The sequence below is a fragment of the Pseudomonas sp. NCIMB 10586 genome (assembly GCF_023127895.1).
GTDB lineage: Bacteria > Pseudomonadota > Gammaproteobacteria > Pseudomonadales > Pseudomonadaceae > Aquipseudomonas > Aquipseudomonas synxantha_A.
Genome location: NZ_SPKQ01000008.1, coordinates 63,299 through 80,390, shown reverse-complemented (window position 1 = coordinate 80,390; position 17,092 = coordinate 63,299). Strand labels below are relative to the sequence as shown.

General features: G+C 59.5%; 15 protein-coding genes. 6 read left to right on the top strand and 9 right to left on the bottom strand.

All coding sequences use genetic code 11. From position 1 onward, the window contains the following. Positions 1-76: 76 nt before the first annotated feature. Positions 77-5,311, top strand: coding sequence for a DUF6543 domain-containing protein (locus E4P01_RS03985; protein ID WP_216091890.1), 5,235 nt, complete (start codon positions 77-79; stop codon positions 5,309-5,311). Here the strand turns inward: E4P01_RS03985 and E4P01_RS03980 are convergent. Next, positions 5,295-5,933, bottom strand: a complete 639-nt coding sequence (locus E4P01_RS03980) for a LysE family translocator (RefSeq protein ID WP_032880122.1) — start codon at positions 5,931-5,933, stop codon at positions 5,295-5,297. The two genes, E4P01_RS03985 and E4P01_RS03980, sit on opposite strands and share 17 nt — an antisense overlap. Before the next feature lie 12 nt (positions 5,934-5,945). After that, entirely contained in the window at positions 5,946-7,292 is a 1,347-nt protein-coding gene (locus tag E4P01_RS03975) for an NCS2 family permease (RefSeq protein ID WP_216091889.1), read from the bottom strand. A 307-nt stretch (positions 7,293-7,599) separates the two neighbouring features. Here E4P01_RS03975 and E4P01_RS03970 point away from each other — a divergent pair, with 307 nt between their 5' ends. Further along, positions 7,600-8,202: a glutathione S-transferase family protein gene (locus tag E4P01_RS03970; protein WP_032880125.1), complete on the top strand. Its 603-nt coding sequence runs from the start codon at positions 7,600-7,602 to the stop codon at positions 8,200-8,202. Between the two features lie 8 nt (positions 8,203-8,210). Here E4P01_RS03970 and E4P01_RS03965 read toward each other — a convergent pair whose 3' ends face one another. Beyond that, positions 8,211-9,107 (bottom strand): LysR family transcriptional regulator, encoded by an 897-nt coding sequence (locus E4P01_RS03965; RefSeq protein WP_032880126.1) that lies wholly within the window; start codon positions 9,105-9,107, stop codon positions 8,211-8,213. A gap of 111 nt (positions 9,108-9,218) precedes the next feature. Here E4P01_RS03965 and E4P01_RS03960 point away from each other — a divergent pair, with 111 nt between their 5' ends. From E4P01_RS03960 to E4P01_RS03950, 3 genes are read left to right on the top strand one after another with little or no spacing between them, the layout of a single operon-like run. Beyond that, the gene (locus E4P01_RS03960; protein WP_216091888.1) at positions 9,219-10,511 is read left to right on the top strand and encodes a citrate:proton symporter; all 1,293 of its coding nucleotides are present in this window, start codon (positions 9,219-9,221) and stop codon (positions 10,509-10,511) included. A gap of 1 nt (position 10,512) precedes the next feature. Continuing rightward, on the top strand, positions 10,513-11,838 hold the full coding sequence (locus E4P01_RS03955) for an acyclic terpene utilization AtuA family protein (RefSeq protein ID WP_216091887.1): 1,326 nt from the start codon (positions 10,513-10,515) through the stop codon (positions 11,836-11,838). Next, on the top strand, positions 11,835-12,155 hold the full coding sequence (locus tag E4P01_RS03950; protein ID WP_078821936.1) for a hypothetical protein: 321 nt from the start codon (positions 11,835-11,837) through the stop codon (positions 12,153-12,155). Before E4P01_RS03955 ends, E4P01_RS03950 begins: the two co-directional genes overlap by 4 nt. A 61-nt stretch (positions 12,156-12,216) precedes the next feature. On the opposite strand, the gene E4P01_RS03945 is transcribed toward E4P01_RS03950, so the two are convergent. From E4P01_RS03945 to E4P01_RS03925, 5 genes are all read right to left on the bottom strand, one after another. Further along, complete coding sequence (locus E4P01_RS03945; RefSeq protein WP_078821935.1) at positions 12,217-12,588, bottom strand: glutathione S-transferase N-terminal domain-containing protein; 372 nt, start codon at positions 12,586-12,588, stop codon at positions 12,217-12,219. A 101-nt stretch (positions 12,589-12,689) separates the two neighbouring features. Further along, positions 12,690-13,235 (bottom strand): GTP cyclohydrolase I FolE, encoded by a 546-nt coding sequence (gene folE / locus E4P01_RS03940; RefSeq protein ID WP_005789928.1) that lies wholly within the window; start codon positions 13,233-13,235, stop codon positions 12,690-12,692. A 76-nt stretch (positions 13,236-13,311) separates the two neighbouring features. Beyond that, positions 13,312-13,869, bottom strand: coding sequence for a Smr/MutS family protein (locus E4P01_RS03935; RefSeq protein ID WP_005789925.1), 558 nt, complete (start codon positions 13,867-13,869; stop codon positions 13,312-13,314). A 75-nt stretch (positions 13,870-13,944) separates the two neighbouring features. Next, positions 13,945-14,265, bottom strand: a complete 321-nt coding sequence (locus tag E4P01_RS03930) for a hypothetical protein (RefSeq protein ID WP_005789923.1) — start codon at positions 14,263-14,265, stop codon at positions 13,945-13,947. A 136-nt stretch (positions 14,266-14,401) separates the two neighbouring features. After that, the gene (locus E4P01_RS03925; RefSeq protein ID WP_032880134.1) at positions 14,402-14,992 is read right to left on the bottom strand and encodes a cysteine hydrolase family protein; all 591 of its coding nucleotides are present in this window, start codon (positions 14,990-14,992) and stop codon (positions 14,402-14,404) included. A gap of 239 nt (positions 14,993-15,231) precedes the next feature. Here E4P01_RS03925 and prmB point away from each other — a divergent pair, with 239 nt between their 5' ends. Beyond that, positions 15,232-16,140, top strand: coding sequence for a 50S ribosomal protein L3 N(5)-glutamine methyltransferase (gene prmB, locus E4P01_RS03920; protein WP_216091886.1), 909 nt, complete (start codon positions 15,232-15,234; stop codon positions 16,138-16,140). Positions 16,141-16,199: 59 nt separating this feature from the next. Here the strand turns inward: prmB and E4P01_RS03915 are convergent, their stop codons facing one another. Then, positions 16,200-17,003 carry a hypothetical protein gene (locus E4P01_RS03915; protein ID WP_216091885.1) on the bottom strand — a complete coding sequence of 268 codons (804 nt, stop codon included), beginning with the start codon at positions 17,001-17,003 and terminating at the stop codon, positions 16,200-16,202. Between the last annotated feature and the right edge of the window lie 89 nt (positions 17,004-17,092).

Sequence of the window (17,092 nt, the reverse complement as noted above, 5' to 3'; positions counted from 1 at the left end):
CTGCGTTCAACTATCTAAAGCCTTAAGTGCCTGTGCGTTGCCTAGGCTCGGTGTTTTCCTCAATCAAGAAAACATCATGGCCTCACTCAACCACATCCCCGACCCAGAAGATCCGGAGATCGCTGCTCAAGCAACGCTTCAGGGTATGCGCAGTCAGCTGACCCGGCGAATCAACGCTCACGCCCATCCAAGCCGCCTGATCAATCAGATTGCTTTTGCCGAACTGCGCTGCGTCGAGGTAATAAAGGTGCTTGGAAGGCTGATAGCGCGCGCGCCAAAAGTTTTGTGGGTGATCCGCGACGAGCTACGCAAAGAGTTTGAAATAGACCCGGACAGCCTGCTGTTCACCGTGCCCAAACCACCAGCAGAACCCCAGAAAGTCGACAGCCTGACTGATCGGGCGCTGCTGTCACTGGCCTTGCCCGCAGTGCCGATCAACCTGAATCAGTTCACTGCCCTGAGCGTCAAGGGTGACCCGACTCGCCAGTTGCCTTATACGCCGTTGCAAGTGCTGCAGCGAGTTATCGCCATGAAGCTGCAAGACAGAATTGCCTGGTCGGCCACGCCTTATTGGGACGCGCTGCAGCCCGGTTCCTCGCAAACACGCAGGGGGTATTGGGCAGAGCTGCACGCCGAACTCTTCGCTGACCGGGCTTTTATGGCGCAGCAATTGGACGAGCTGTCGAGTGCCGGGATGGCTCTGCTTCAGGCCCTGATCGACGCACCTAGTGCTGGGGCGCGCCAGCGAGCAGGGGGCGATTGGGCCACTGTGCGAGCGAGTTCGTTGATGTGGCCGGGTACGCCTGCGGTTGCAATTCCCGGTGCATTGCATATCTACCGTGAAGGCGATCCTGATGGTGCACCGCATGTGATTTACCTGCCGGGTGTGGTGCGCAATTTCTACGAGTACCCGTCCTTCTTAGACCTGCAATGCGGTTTGGTAAAGTTGGCCAGTGAGTCACTGTTCGACGAACTCTGGCAATGCCTGCCGTTAGGGCGCCGACATGAGTTGTGTCGGCCTACGGACCTGACCCCCGCGTTAAGCGTGGATCGCGGTTCGACAATCTCCGGTGATGTGCTGGCGATGAGCGCGCAAGCGTTGCTGGAAGGTCAATGGGAAAACGAGCTGGCCTGTGCGCTGGCGATCAATCACGCACACGTGTTTTCTCCAAAAAAGCCGCGACCTCAACCGCTGACCGCTGTGCCTTTTCTGCGTTTTATCGAGCGTGCAAGGAAGCAACTGGTCGGTAAAGTCCGGCTCGGGACCCTCCTCTATCAATTGCTCAAGTGGGACGAGCAGCGACGACGCGCAGAAATTATCTTTGCCAGCACCGCGCCCGGCCTGGCCCTGCTCACCGCAGAGCAGCAGGTCAAACGCTACGAAAAAGGTCTGCTCGCACTATTCAACGCCGATGACCTGAGCGTCGAGACTGCAGCGTTTGAGGAATTTGTGGTGCTTGAGAGCCAACTCAAAGCGCATAAAGAAGCGTTGAATTCGCTGATTAACGGTGCACAGCAGCGGCTCTACGATATGCCTTTTTGGATTGAGCGCCCAACCGGTGCGCACAAACGTTATGCCTTGTTCCTGCGTGCCCATGTCGAGGCCCTGCGCTGTGAGGTTCAGTTGCAACACCGGCTCAAGCTGATACCCACTGCACATCGGGACTTGGTGATGGAGGTCGTGGAGCGGCTGTCGGCATCCAAATACGTGGGCGGTAAAGCCCAGGTGTTTTCGGTCTCTGTGGGCAGCGTGCAGGCTGCCTTCTACCCGCTTCATAACGTTTGGGTAGTGGCTCGGGCGACGGCGATGAAGCACCCGTCCCGTGGGGTTCCGGTCGCGCTGTATGCATTCGGGCAATATGGCGGGCTGAAGGCTTTTTCAGGCCTGGACGCTTTGACCCGCGGTCTGAAAGCCAGCCTCGGGAGCAGTGATGATTCGGTCCTGTGGGGCTGTATAGAGCACGATAAGCGTCACGACTTACGTGACCATGCCCGGCGTGAAACCCTGACGGTGCGCTATGAACCCATTGAGGGGAACCCTGCGACGGTTTCTTTCAAACACTTGATGGCCTACTACTTTCGCTTGAACAAGCGCATTGAGGGTACTGCCGGTCTGTTCAATGAGGTAAAAGATGCCGAGCTGAGCCGTTTGTTGCTATTGGCTGAGCTGGACGCGCACTTGAAGATTCCCGACAGTCCCGCCTTGAACCAGGCTCAGGCCAACATTGATCTTCTGCGCAAGGCTGCGCTTGAGGCAAAAAAATTGCCACAGTGGTTAGCGGGCGCAACACCTGCCCAGCTTAAACACTTCAAGCGCTTGCAGCGCCTGTACCTGAGCAGCGCCTTTGCCTCTGAAAGCCTGCTTGAACGCGCTCTGAGTGACTTGGAAACGTTCGCCCGCCGCAAGTTGATCGCCCGCTTAACCGAGGATGGTTTCTACCCGGAGCTGGACATCGACAAGCCCCTGATCACGATGCCGGATGATGTCAGAGGCAGCTTCTGCGGTAATCAAAGCCACTGCACGCCGGGTGATCGCGGGCAGGTCCTGACCCCAAGTACTCAAACCACAACCTTCAGCATGTTGCAGCTGGCGTTGCATAATCTTGATCCGCAAGCACCCTGGGTGCCTTGGCGATTGAATCGAGCACGCTATCTGCAACCGCAGTGGAAGCAACGGCTGAACAAGGACTATCTGATCAAGACAGTCTCCTCGCTGGATATCGGCGGAAACTACGACACGCAGATCAACCATACCTTCTACCCCACGGTTAAAGCCAAACCGAGTTCGGATGCGGGTCGCATTCCTGCGCTGATCAATCGCACGCTGGATGAATGCGCGCACATGCAGCTTTTTTCGGCGGTTCAACAAGGGCTAAGCACCTTTGCACAGAGCCTGTTCAGCACGGCGATGGCGGCGCGAACGCCTGAGGACCTGCTGAAAAACGGGTATGATTTGAAGTTGTACGTCGTTCATCTGGCGGCGCACACGATGCAGCATGATCGCTATATCTCAGGGGTCGTGGTCATGCAGGATCAGGGCAGCGGGCGCTGCGTAGTTTACTGGCCTGCTGCGCCGCATGCCTTGATCATCACCGAGTACATCAGCGTGGCGATGGCGCGGGTAGAACTCAGTCGCGTTGCCGCTTCGGCTGACCTTGTAAAGTTACTGGCGCGGCAGGTAGCGCCCGGTTGGGCATTTGACGCAATCATTCATGACGCCGATGAAGCAGGAGAGCCTGGATGGCTTTCTGTCATGCCGGATGCTTATTATTTCGAAGGTAAGTGGAGGCTCCCTGGTTTTATTCGCTCCTTCAGCATTACACATCTGCAACCGACGCCAGTGCTCGATGAGATCGAAAAACTGATCCGCGAGCAAATTGCCAGTAACCCGTCAAACTGGCTGGCGATCGTTCCCATATCCCACAGTGAACCCAGGGCATTGCTGTATTACGCCAATGTGCTGGATTTGCAACGCCGCACTCAAGCTGCGAGTAATTCCGGCAAGGTGCTGGATGAGTATCGTGTCCGCCGCCTTGCGGAGCAGACTGATAGCAGCCTGCGAGCGCTCATATCGTTTTTCTTTCCGTTATTTGCGCTGGCTAACTCCTTTTATGAATTGCTGATTGTGGCACGACGTTTTCACCGTTTCGCAGACCCCAATGATGTCGTGGATATTGTGTTTATGACCCAGTATCTGGTGTTCGATTTGTGGCAGACCTTTACCCCCGGCCCCAAGGTCAGAGGCGTAGCGGCGGGTATCGTGCGGCGCCCGCTGGGGGCGGTGTTGAATCGGATACATCGTTCGCATTTCAGCCGTGGCCGAGTGCTGCGTCAGGCTGCGCCTTCTGCGGCCGCGTTAAAACCCTTGGACCGTTTCAAAGTCAAGGGCGTGCCTCCGGATGCTGTGGCGCTCAAAGGGCGTGGCAGGGAGGGCGTTTATGTGAAAGACGGTCAGCAATTTGTAACGGATGACACTCACCATTATCCCGTTTACCAACGTGATAGTGAGTCTGCGTTTCGGCTGAGAAACATGCTGAAAAGCGGTGAGGATGAGTTGGTCCTGAATATCCATCAGCCCAAGGAGTGGTTGCTGGAGGCCGATAATCCTCAACCTGGGCCCAGCTCCGGGGTGCATGACCCATGGCGCGCTCCCCGGGCGCCCTCGTCGGATTGGCAACCCCCTCGTGAGCGCATGGCGACTGAGAACCGGATTGTCCAGTCACGTACAACGGACACCCAGTGGTTGAGTTGGCGTGCTCAAGTTCACCCCCGTGACATTGTGGGCTTCCCTGCGCCTGGAGTGTTTGAGGTTGGCTCGGCTCCCAGAGGTTCTTCGCTCAATGCCAGGTTTTTGCGCGTGGCTCCTCCTTATACCGACTTCCAGGATCCGAACAGCGGTTTTTACCGGATGCTCCCGCAGGGCGACCATGCATCGTTGACTGACCTGGTGTTTATCACCCGAAATGAGCCACCGGGGCCATCCGCGCGAGCCGATATCATGCGCTGGACCAGCACTGATATTCGCGACCAGCCCATTCCCGTATCACGCCTGCCTACAGGTGAATGGCAACATCATTCGGCGCTGTTCGACAGTTCGTTGGAGCACTCTGTGGGCAGGGCCTTTCCCTCCATGACGAATGAAGCTCGAAAGTTTACCGTCATGAGAATGATTGAATTGGCGGATCCTTCCCACTCTGCCACGGCAAGCCATTTGCTCGGCATCCGCGCGACGCTGGACGAATGGCTACCCCCGCTCCCTGCGAGGAGCGGCCAAACGGACGATTTACTACGGATGTTGAGGACTAATGAACGGCGCAAGCAATATCTATACGTCGGTTTCGAAGGCAAGGCACCCGGCTTCACGCGCGTTGATTTCACGCCGCCTCATCCGTTAGACCCGAGCCTGCAATATGGTGTCGTCCCGGTCAGGACGCAGAGGCTTGAAGCGGAGCGCGCCGCCGTCAGGACCGTGCTGGAGCAGCAGGGTTACCGCGTCGAGGACTTGTCTGTGCGGCGCCCAGGGATGCGTTTCGGAGAACCCAGTATTGAATCAGTCGTTACTCATCCCCGTTCGAACACCATTTACTACGTGGCCTACCAATGGCTTGAACTGGGGCGAATGACCGTGAGAGGGAAGCTTTCGAACCGTTGGGTTCGGATAGCCATCAACTCACACCCCGACTCTCTTTTATTAAGGGCAGTTGACACCGCGATGCAGGAACAGCGCTTGGTGCGGATTGTGGCCGGCATCCAATGGCCCACAAAGGGGCGTCTCGATCCAACTGTTTATTTCGTCAAATTGACCCCTTAGCATTGATGAGTGCCATCGCACCGGCGCCGCCGAACAGTGCCGCGCTGATGCGGTTGAACCAGCTCTGGCCCGAACCGCTGCGCAAGTAACGCGCTGCGCCATGGGCACCCAGACCGTAGGCCAGCTTGCACAGCAGGTCGAGCACCGTCCAGGTGGCGATCATGATCAGCAATTGCGGCAGGAACGGTTGCTGGCTGCTGAGAAACTGCGGCAGGAAGGCAGCGAAAAACAGGATGTCCTTGGGGTTGCTGGCGCCCAACACAAAGGCTCGCCCAAACAACGCACGAAAGCGCGGTACAGACGGCGTTTGTGGGACTTCGGCGCCTTCGCTCGGCAGACGCGATTGCTGCCAGCTCTGCCAGGCCAGGTAGAACAGGTACAGCGCGCCGACAATTTTCAAGGCACTGAACAGCTGTTCCGAGGCCAGCAACAAGGCCCCCAGACCCAAGGCCGAAGCACTCAACAGGCAGATCGACGCAAACACTCCGCCCAAAAACGCCGGGTACGAGCGGCGCAGGCCGTAGTTGAGACTGTTGCTGATCATCAGCAGCGACAATGGCCCTGGAATCAGGATCACGATCAATGCAGCCCCACTGAACAGCAGCCAGGTATCCAGGTTCATCATTTGCTCCTTTTATAAAAATATGAATTTCGCAATGAAAATCGCGCACAACACCCACAGGCTGACAGAAATCTCGCGGTACTTGCCGGTGCCGGTCTTCAGCGCTACATAGGTGATAAAGCCCAGAGCGATCCCGTCGGCGACCGAGAACGTCAGCGGCATCATGATGGCAGTGACGATCGCCGGAATGCTGTCGGTAGCTTCATCCCAATTGATATGGGCCATGCTCGCCATCATCAGCATCGCTACGTAGATCAGCGCGCCAGCGGTGGCGTAGGCGGGAATCATGCCGGCCAGCGGTGCGAAGAACATCGCCGCCACGAACAGCACACCCACCGTTACAGCGGTCAACCCGGTGCGGCCACCGGCTGCCACACCTGCGGCGCTTTCCACGTAGCTGGTCACTGGCGGCACGCCAACCATGGCGCCGAACACACTGGAAGCACTGTCGGCCTTCAATGCGCGGGACAGGTTGTCGATCTTGCCGTCGGCCTTGACCAGCCCGGCCCGTTGGGCAACGCCCATCAGTGTACCGGCAGTGTCGAACATGTGTACAAAAAGAAAGGCAAATACCACGCTGATCATGCTCACATTGAACACACCCATCACGTCCATCGCCATCCAGGTCGGTGCCAGGCTCGGTGGGGTGGAGAGAATGCCGTTGTAATGCACCAGGCCCAGGCCCCAGCCGGCCAGGGTCACGGCGATGATGCTGATGAGAATTGCACCGAATACACGGTGATAACTGAGGATGGCGATCAGCAGGAAGCACACCGCCGCCAGCAGCGGGGCGGGTTCATGCAGGGAGCCGAGCTTGATCAGGGTGGCCGGGCTGTCGACGATGATGCCGGCGGTTTTCAGGCCGATCACCCCGAGGAACAGGCCCACACCTGCGCCCATGGCATGACGCAGGCTGACCGGAATACTGTTGAGCAGCCATTCTCGGATGCGTGACAGCGTCAGAATCATGAACAGCACACCCGAGACAAAGACCGCGCCGAGAGCGGTTTCCCAGTTGTAGCCCATGGTGCCGACCACGGTGTAAGTGAAAAACGCGTTCAGGCCCATACCCGGCGCCAGGCCCACCGGCCAGTTGGCGTACAGGCCCATCAACAGGCACCCCAGGGCTGCGGCGATGCAGGTGGCGACAAATGCCGCACCGTGATCAATACCGGCGTCGGCCATGATGTTGGGATTGACGAAGATGATGTAGGCCATGGTGATGAAGGTGGTGAGGCCGGCGATCAGCTCGGTCTTCACTGTGGTGCAATGCAAGCGCAGTTTGAACAGGCGTTCCAGCCAACCGCCTTGCGGCGTGGCCAGGTCCAGCGTAGGGGCTTCGGTTTTACGGCTATCCACAGCGAGTACTCCTCAATCGTTTTATTGTTATGTCCAGCGCCGGTCACATGAGTGGGCAACAGCGCTTTGAGGTACTGGCGGGTTTGTTGACCAATAGGTCAGGAACTCGCACGAAGCGAATTATGCTTTTGTATACAAATAAAGCAAATAATGTTTTCGAATGTCTGGGCGAAAGTGGATGAAAGGCTGACTCCCAGGGGGACAGGTAGATTTATTCCGCCCGCCGCCTTGAAACATTGCCGCAATACCCGCACTTTGAGGGCGCAAGCATTCGCTCGGAATGCGCAAAGCGGCATAAGGGGAGCCCATGTACAAGGTTTATGGCGATTACAAGTCGGGCAACTGCTACAAGATCAAATTGATGCTTAGCTTGTTGGGGATCCCGTTTCAGTGGATCGATATCGACATCCTCAAGGGCGACACCCAGACCCCTGAGTTCCTGGCGAAGAACCCCAACGGCAAGATCCCGGTACTGGAACTGGAAGATGGCACCTGCCTATGGGAGTCCAATGCGATTCTCAATTTCCTCGCCGATGGCAGCGAGTTCCTGCCCACGGAACCGCGCCTGCGCACCCAGGTATTGCAGTGGCAGTTTTTCGAGCAGTACAGCCATGAGCCGTATATAGCGGTGGCGCGGTTTATCCAGTTTTACCTGAATATGCCGCAGGACCGTCTTGAGGAATACAAGACCACCCACAAGGGCGGTTACAAGGCATTGAGAGTCATGGAGCGCCAGTTGCAAGCCACGCCGTACCTGGTGGGCGACACCTATTCGATTGCTGATATCGCGCTGTATGCCTACACCCATGTAGCCCATGAAGGCGGCTTTGATTTGGCGCCTTACCCGGCGGTGCAGGCGTGGTTGCAGCGGGTGGCCAGCCATCCCAAGCACGTGGCGATGCTGGATTGAGTTCACATTTAGAGCGATGTGCTTGTAGATAATGTGCTGTTGAGCAGTTCAAAGCAGCGCTGCGCCGCCGGGCTCAATGCCATCGCGCTGCGTGTGATCAAGCCGATCTCCCGGTTCACGCCGGGATGATCGATGTCGATTCGCTTCAATCCCTCCAGGCTGTCCGCCGCCGATTCCGGCAGCACGCTGATCCCCAACCCCTGGCGCACCAGCGCCAATACCGTCGACATGTAGTTGGCCTCCATGCCCGCATTCAGCGTCAGCCGTGTCTGGTCGAACAGTGCGTCGACCTGTTCGCGCACGCTGCTGTCACGTCCGGTAAGGATAATTGGCTGGTCGGCCAGTTGCGCCAGGGTCAGTGACCGATAGCGCGTCAGCGCATGATCCAGCGGCACAAACGCGCACAAGCGATCATTGAGCACCGGCTGAAATTGCAGGCCATGGCTCAGGCGCGCCCGTACGCCGATGCCGAAATCCACCTCGCCGTTGCGGACCTGGGCATGAATGCGATGGGCCACCAGGTCATGCAGGCGCACCTCGATCCCGGCAAAGCGCTGGCGAAACAGGCGCAAGGCCGGGGGCAGGGCGCCGGCGCAAACTGACGGCAGGGCGGCGATGGTCACCACGCCGCGACGCAAGGCTGCGAGGTCGCGTGAGCCGGTGACGATGTTGTCCAGGTCCAGCAGCAGTTTTTCCATGGGCCCGCGCGCATCCTGGCCGGCAGCGGTGATGCTCACATGGCGCGGGCTGCGGTCGAGCAGGGCGACGCCGAGCCAGTCTTCCAATTGCTGTACTTGCACGGTCAGGGCCGAAGGCGACAGGTGCAGCTCGTGGGCCGCCTTGGTGAAACTACCGGTGCGGGCCACCGCGAGGAAGGCCTGGATGTGCTGGATCGAGTTCTTCATTTTGTTTTTCCGAACGTGCTAGGCCGAATATTCCAATTTACAAAGACTAACCCGCTTCCAATACTCCGGGAAAACAATAACCGGCCCAAAACGGCCACCCTGGAGTTATCCATGCTCGCAACCCTGGGCGTCATCACCATTCTCAGCCTGCTTGTCGCTGTCATGAGCAAGCGTCTCTCGCCACTGGTGGCCCTGATCGCCTTGCCGATCATCGCCGCGCTGGTCGGTGGGTTCGGCCTGCAAACCAGTGCCTTTATCATCACCGGTATCAAGAACGTCGCCCCTGTGGTCGGCATGTTTGTGTTTGCGATCCTGTTTTTCGGGATCATGACCGATGCCGGGATGCTCGACCCCATCATTGATCGCATCCTGCGCACGGTAGGGACGCGTCCTACACGAATTGTGGTCGGCACCGCGACGCTGGCGTTGCTGGTGCACCTGGACGGCTCCGGCGCGGTGACCTTTCTGGTGACGGTGCCGGCGATGCTGCCGCTGTATACGCGGCTGGGCATTGATAAACGCATCCTCGCCTGCGTGTGTGCGATGGCCGCAGGCGTCAACTTCCTGCCCTGGACCGGCCCGGTGCTGCGTTCGTCGGCGGCGCTGCATGTGCCGGTGGCCGATCTGTTCCAGCCGTTGATCCCGGTGCAGATCGTCGGGCTGATCTTCGTCTTCGCGTGCGCCTGGTGGCTGGGCCATCGTGAAGAAAAGCGCCTCGGCCTGGGCGCCGGTTCCGGCGTGGAGGCGGTGCCGCAACGGGTGCTCAGCGACGACGATATCAAGCTGCGCCGCCCACGGTTGTTCTGGGTCAACCTGATCCTGACCGTGCTGGTGATGGTGGTGATGATTGCCGGTTGGGTCGACCCGGTGGTGATGTTCATGCTCGGCACCGTGGTTGCGCTGTGCATCAACTACCCCAACGTGGACGCCCAGCGTGCGCGCATCGACGCCCATGCGAAAACCGCCCTGACCATGGCCAGTATCCTGCTCGCCGCCGGGGTGTTCACCGGCATCATGCAAGGCTCCGGCATGCTCAAGGCTATCGCCGAAGTAGCGGTGGCGCAGATTCCGTCGGGCCACGGCAAGTTGATCCCGGCGGTCGTGGGGTTCCTGTCGATGCCCCTGAGCATGTTGTTTGACCCCGACTCCTACTACTTCGGCGTGATGCCGGTGATCGCCGAAGTCGGCAAGGCGCTGGGCGTCGACCCCCTGCAAGTGGCCCAAGCCTCGTTGCTGGGCGTGCACACCACCGGTTTTCCGGTCAGCCCGCTGACGCCCGCGACCTTCCTGTTGGTGGGCCTGTGCAAGATCGAGTTGGCCGATCACCAGCGATTCACGATTCCTTTTCTGTTTGCCGCCTCGGTGTTGATGACCCTGACGGCGTTGCTCCTGGGAGTGATTTGAGATGAACACCTTGCGCATTGGCTCCGGCGCCGGCTATTCCGGTGACCGTATCGAACCTGCCGTGGAACTGGCCGAACATGGCGACCTGGATTACCTGGTCTTCGAATGCCTGGCCGAACGCACCATTGCCCTGGCACAACAGGCGCGCATCGGCGACCCGCAGGGCGGTTATGACCCGTTGCTGAGTGAACGCATGCGCCGAGTATTGCCCTGCGTGGGCCAGCCCGGCGGTCGCCGTCGCTTACGGGTGATCACCAACATGGGCGCGGCCAACCCGGTGTCGGCGGCCATTGAAGTGCGGCGCATTGCTGCCGAGCTGGGCCTGGGTCTGAAGGTTGTAGCGGTGGTGGGGGATGATGTTCTGCACGCTTTGCCTGCCGAGCAGTTGTTGGATAACGGCCAGACCGTGGGTGCGCTGGGCGAGCGGCTGATTTCCGCGAATGCCTACTTGGGTGTGGAGGGCATTATTGAAGCGCTGCGCGCCGACGCCGATGTGGTGATCACCGGACGCGTGGCCGACCCTTCGCTGTTCCTGGCGCCGCAGATGTTCGAGTTCGGCTGGGCCTTCGATGATTGGCAACGATTGGGCCGGGGCACGTTGGTGGGGCATTTGCTGGAGTGCGCGGGGCAGGTCAGTGGCGGTTACTTCGCTGATCCCGGTTTCAAGGATGTGGAGAATCTGGCGCGCCTGGGCTTTCCCCTGGCCGAGATCGACGCCGACGGCAATGCGGTGATCACCAAGGTGGCAGGCTCCGGTGGGCGGGTCAGTCGCGCGACCTGCGCTGAACAACTGATCTATGAAGTTCACGACCCAGCAGCCTATTTGACCCCGGATGTGACGGCCGACTTTTCCCGGGTGGGGTTTGTCGAGGAGGGCGTGGACCGGGTGCGCGCTGAGGGGGCGAGCGGGCGTGCTCGGCCTGATGAACTGAAGGTCAGCGTCGGTTATCTGGACGGTTGGATCGGTGAAGGGCAGATGTCCTACGGCGGTCCCGGTGCTGTCGCACGGGCCGAGTTGGCGCGGGACGTGGTGCTCAAGCGCCTGGCGTTGATCGGCGTAAACATGCAGGACCTGCGCGCCGAGTTGATCGGCATGGATTCATTGCACGGCCCGCGCAGCAGCGTCGAGCCTTGGGAAGTGCGCCTGCGGGTTGCCGCCCGTTGTGACGAGCGCAGCGACGCGGTGCGGGTTGGCAATGAAGTGGAGACCCTCTACACCAACGGCCCGGCCGGCGGCGGTGGGGCGAGCAAGAGCGTGCGTCAGGTGGTGGCGGTGGCGTCGTTGCTGTTGCCCCGTGAAGCGGTCAAACCGAGGATTGAAGAATGAAACTGCACAGACTGGCTCATTCCCGCACAGGGGATAAGGGCGACACGTCAAACATCTCGATCATTGCCTATCGCGCGCAAGACTACCCATTGCTGTGCGAACAGCTGACGGCCGAGCGCGTCACGGAATTTTTCAAGGATTTGCTCGAACCGCTTGCGGCCCCGGTTCGGCGTTATGAATTGCCGAATGTGCAGGCGCTGAACTTCGTGTTGCCGGGCATCCTGCGTGGCGGCGTGACCCGCTCGCTGGCGCTGGATGCCCACGGCAAGTGCCTGGGCTCGGCACTGCTGGATCTGGACCTGACAACACTGACTTAAGAACACCGCACCGCAAATGTGGGAGCTGGCAAGCCAGCTCCCACATTGACCGCAGCGTGCTTCAGACCGCAGCGAAGCGCTTGTCCAGGTAGTCGATGATAACCTTGGAGTCGTACATCCAGGTGGTCTGGCCGTTCTCTTCGATGCGCAGGCACGGCACCTTGATCTTGCCGCCTTGTTCCAGCAGGGTCTGGCGGTCCTGCTCGTTGTTCTTTGCGTCCTTCAGGGCTACCGGCACGTTCAGGCGATGCAGGGTGCGGCGGGTCTTCACGCAAAACGGGCAGGCGTGGAATTGGTACAGCGTCAGCGCCTTGGCCGCGTCGTTCACCCGCGCCTGTTGTTCGGCGGGGCGCTGCTTTTTGCGTGGGCGGGTCAGAAAATCGCCCGCGATGATGATCTGGCCGAGGCCCACTCGAAGTGCTTTGACGAACATGGCTGTTACCTCTTGCCCATAACTGAGGGGGCGCAGCTTACCTGATTTCTGCAGGCGAAAAAAAACCGGCGATGAACGCCGGTTCTTTCCTACCCAGCCCGTTACTTGATCAGGCTGAGAAATTCGCTGCGAGTGGCCGCGTTATCGCGGAACTCACCGAGCATCACCGAGGTGATCATCGACGAATTCTGTTTTTCCACACCGCGCATCATCATGCACATGTGCTTGGCTTCGATTACCACGGCCACACCCAGGGCGCCGGTCACTTGCAGCACCGCATCAGCGATCTGGCGGCTGAGGTTTTCCTGGATCTGCAGGCGGCGCGCATACATGTCGACGATTCGTGCAACCTTCGACAGGCCCAGCACTTTGCCGCTTGGGATGTAGGCCACATGGGCCTTGCCGATAAACGGCAGCAGATGGTGTTCGCACAACGAGTACAGCTCGATGTCCTTGACCAGCACCATTTCGCTGTTATCGGAGCTGAACAAGGCACCGTTGGTGACTTCTTCGAGCGTCTGTTCATAACCGCGGCAAAGGTACTGCATCGCCTTGGCGGCACGCTTTGGCGTGTCGAGCAGACCCTCGCGGGAGACGTCCTCGCCGAGTTGGCCGAGAATCTCTGTGTAATTCTGTTCCAGGGACATGAAACTACCTGTGGGATTTTCGCAAAGCGCAAGGTTACGGTGGCGGGCACATCGCTGCAAGCCTGACGATGGCACTTTACTCGTCGCGGCCTTCGAGCATGGTGCGCTTGAGCATCACATACACCGCACCGGCACCGCCGTGGCGGGCCTGGCAGGAAGTAAAGCCAAGCACCTGGGCATGTTGACGCAGCCAGGTGTTGACGTGGCTCTTGATCATTGGCCGCTTGCCATCCAGCCGCACAGCCTTGCCGTGGGTGACGCGCACGCAGCGGATTTCGAATTTAGTCGCTTCGGCGAGGAAGGCCCACAGGGTTTCCCGGGCCTTTTCCACGTTCATGCCGTGCAGGTCGAGGCTGCCTTCGAACGGGACCTGGCCGGCCTTGAGCTTGCGCATCTGGCTTTCCTGCACACCATCTCGGGCCCACATCAGCTCGTCTTCGGGGCCGACGTCAATCACGAACTGATCCGACAGGCCATCCACGGTAGTGGCATCGCTGCGCACGGTCGCGGCCTGGCGCAGCTTGGCGATCTGTGCCCGGTCGGTCTTGGGTTTGCCGGTGTCGGCGCGGTCGTGCTTGATCGGCTTGACGCCGCGCAGCTCGTTTTTGAACAGGGAAAAATCGTCGTCTTGCATGTCAGCCTCCGCGAAGGGCGGGCAGTTTACCTAAATCGCGGCGGCCAGGGCGCAGCAAACGCTATCCAAGCGCCATCAGTCGTGCTTTTTCATCAGGTGCGAGGCGATATTCAACGACAAGGGCTGACGCATCCGCCGACGGCTGCGGCGCCATAACCATACGCCCAACCACAGCACCAGCAGGCCGATCCCCAACAGGATCGCCGAGCCGCCCGGGCTGGCATTCAACTCGCCCAGTGCCGGCGAATGCCCAAACAGGCCGGCGCCACCAGCGCCTGCCAACAACAAGCCTATGATCGCCAGCAACGCGGCAATGCCCGCCACCAGGCGCAGACGCCAGTTGCTCGGGCCCTTGGGGCGCAAGCGACGAGCATCAAAACCATCGGATATCTTCATTCCGACCTTTCCTCCAGGGTATCGGCCCTTCGACCGGACAATACACAGGTTGTTCCGGAGGGAGGGGTAAATGCGCCAAATGAAAGGGCTTTGCGGATGAGCGGAGCAATAAACACGCCGCTCAACGCCAGAATGATCAGATCAGATCTTTAGTCAGTGCGAGGGTGGCGAAGTTGTCGGCCATGATCGCCATTTCGGTGTGCTGCACATGTTCGGCGCTCAGGATGCCGCCCTTGTAGGGCAGGTCGCGAGTGGCGCAGGCGTCTTCCACCAGGGTGCAGCGAAAGCCCAGGTTCTTGGCCGCACGCACGGTGGTGCTGACGCTGGAGTGGCTCATGAAGCCGCAGACGATCAGGTCCAGGGAGCCAAGGTCCTGCAAGTGTTTTTCCAGGCCGGTGCCGTGGAAGGCGCTCGGCAGCAGCTTGCCGATGATGGTTTCGTCACCCTCTGGCTCAAGCCCCGGGATGAATTCGCCGCGCTCGCCCTGTGGATCAAACAGACCGCCTACGGTACCCAAGTGGCGTACATGCACAATCGGGCGCCCGGCATTGCGCGCGGCGCTGACCAGTTGTTTGATATTAGCGACAGCTGCGTCCATGCCCGAGAGGGCGAGCGGGCCGCTGAGGTATTCCTTCTGGGCGTCGATGATCACGAGGGTCGCATGACTGAGGTTGGCTGCTGCGTAACCGCGACCGCTGAGTTGAAACATCGTCTTTGGAACGGACATTCTGGGGCTCCTGTGAGTGGGGCTTTTGCGACATTGTCCACTGGCTGAGCGCTTCTGTGAATCGCTACTATCGTAAGGTACGCCGTTGCTGGCGTGCAGCCATGTCAAGAGGTGGGCTTGTTTAACACAATGCGGGGCAATTGGATGAAATCCGACGTACGGCGCCAGTGTTTTCGTACATCGTCGGTACAGGTGAAGGCTGTTAGAATTGCCAGTCGTTTTTTCCAGGAGCTTGCCCCGTGATCACTTCCCGCCTGCGCACTTTGCGCGACCATATCCGTTGGGCTGTCAGCCGTTTCCATGGGAAAGACCTGTTTTTTGGCCATGGCACCGACAATGCCTGGGACGAAGCCCGGCAATTGGTGCTCGGCGCCTTGCACCTGCCGTGGGAAATTGCTGACAGCTACCTGGATTGCAACCTCGAAGAAGAGGAAATCTCCCATGTGCAGCGTTTACTGCATCGCCGTATTCACGAGCGTGTGCCCACCGCCTACCTGTTGAAAGAGGCGTGGTTCTGCGGCATGTCGTTTATTGTCGATGAGCGCGTGTTGATCCCGCGTTCACCGATTGGCGAACTGATCGAAAACCGCTTCGAACCCTGGTTGGCGCAGCCGCCGGCGCGCATCCTCGACCTGTGCACCGGCTCCGGTTGCATCGGCATTGCCTGTGCGTACGAGTTCCAGGAGGCCGAAGTGGTACTGGGTGACCTGTCCTTCGAAGCCCTTGAAGTGGCAAACCAGAATATCGAGCGCCATGGCGTCGATGAGCGGGTCTATACCGTGCAGGGCGATGGTTTTGACGGCTTGCCCGGCCAGCGATTCGACCTGATCGTGTCAAACCCGCCGTATGTGGATGCCGAAGATTTTGCCGACATGCCGGATGAATACCAGCACGAGCCGGAACTGGGCCTGGCCTGTGGTGACGATGGCCTGAACCTGGTACGCCGGATGCTGGCCGAGGCGGCGGACCATCTGACCGAGAAGGGTTTGCTGATTGTCGAAGTGGGCAACAGCCAGGTGCATGTTGACGCGCTGTATCCGGAAGTCGACTTTGCCTGGCTGGACTTCAAGCGGGGTGGGCATGGGGTGTTCATGCTGACGGCTGAGCAGTGTCGCCAACACCAGGCCGTTTTCGCTGCCCGGATATAACTGCAGAAACTCGGTCAATGTGGGAGCTGGCTCCCACATTTTGATTGCATTTCAATCTATCAGCGGTGCGTGGCAATCCAGATCAACAACCCTGCCTGAAACACCGTAAACGCCACCAGGCACGTGATGGTAAAGCGCAGCCCGCTGTCCTCGCGCTTGAACTTGATGACTTTTTCCTCTTCCTTGCGCAGCTTCACTTCCTGTTCCGCCAGGTTCTGATCGGCCTGTTGCAGCATCTGCGCGGCTTCGAGGATCTCCACGAACTGCACCTTCTCGGTGTTCCAACTGTCCAGCACGTCGCCAACCTTGCCCGGCTGCACATTGCCTTTGAGGTGCTGCACGTCGGCATAGGCCACATCAAATCCCTGGATGCGCAGGAAGTGATCACGACGCAGGCGCGTGGCTTCGTTGAGGGCGTCCTTGTTGGCCAGGTCTACACCGTCGACGCGGTAGTGGGACCACTTCTTCTTCGCCCAGGCGGCGGCCTGAGCGACCAGGAAACGGCCGATCCCCCGGTTGGCCGGTTCGATTTCCAGGCTGTTGCCTGGGCCGAAATGCACGCGATGTTTATCGTGGTCCACCCAGATATCCAGGTGGTTCTGCTCGCGGCGTACTCGCTGGCCGGGCAGTTGAATAACCATGCGCAACAGGCTGTGGTGCTTGTCGTGGCGCTCGGCATAGCCGAACTGCACAAAGCGCAACGGCCGTGCGCCAGTGGCACGGTCGGTGGTCAGCGGAGCCAGGCGCAGCATCTTGAAGTGTTCGGCGTGGACGTCCGCCCACGGCAGGGCCGCCGCCTCGACGGCCGCGGTTGCAGTCGAGGTGTCGGCGGTAGATTCGGGTGTTGATTCGGTGGTTGTCATGCGGCGCGATCCTGTCCAAGCCCAGCAAGCCGACAGTCTTTTTACTGTCGACTCTGGACTTATCGGCCGGTTTGCCCAGGACTGGAGGC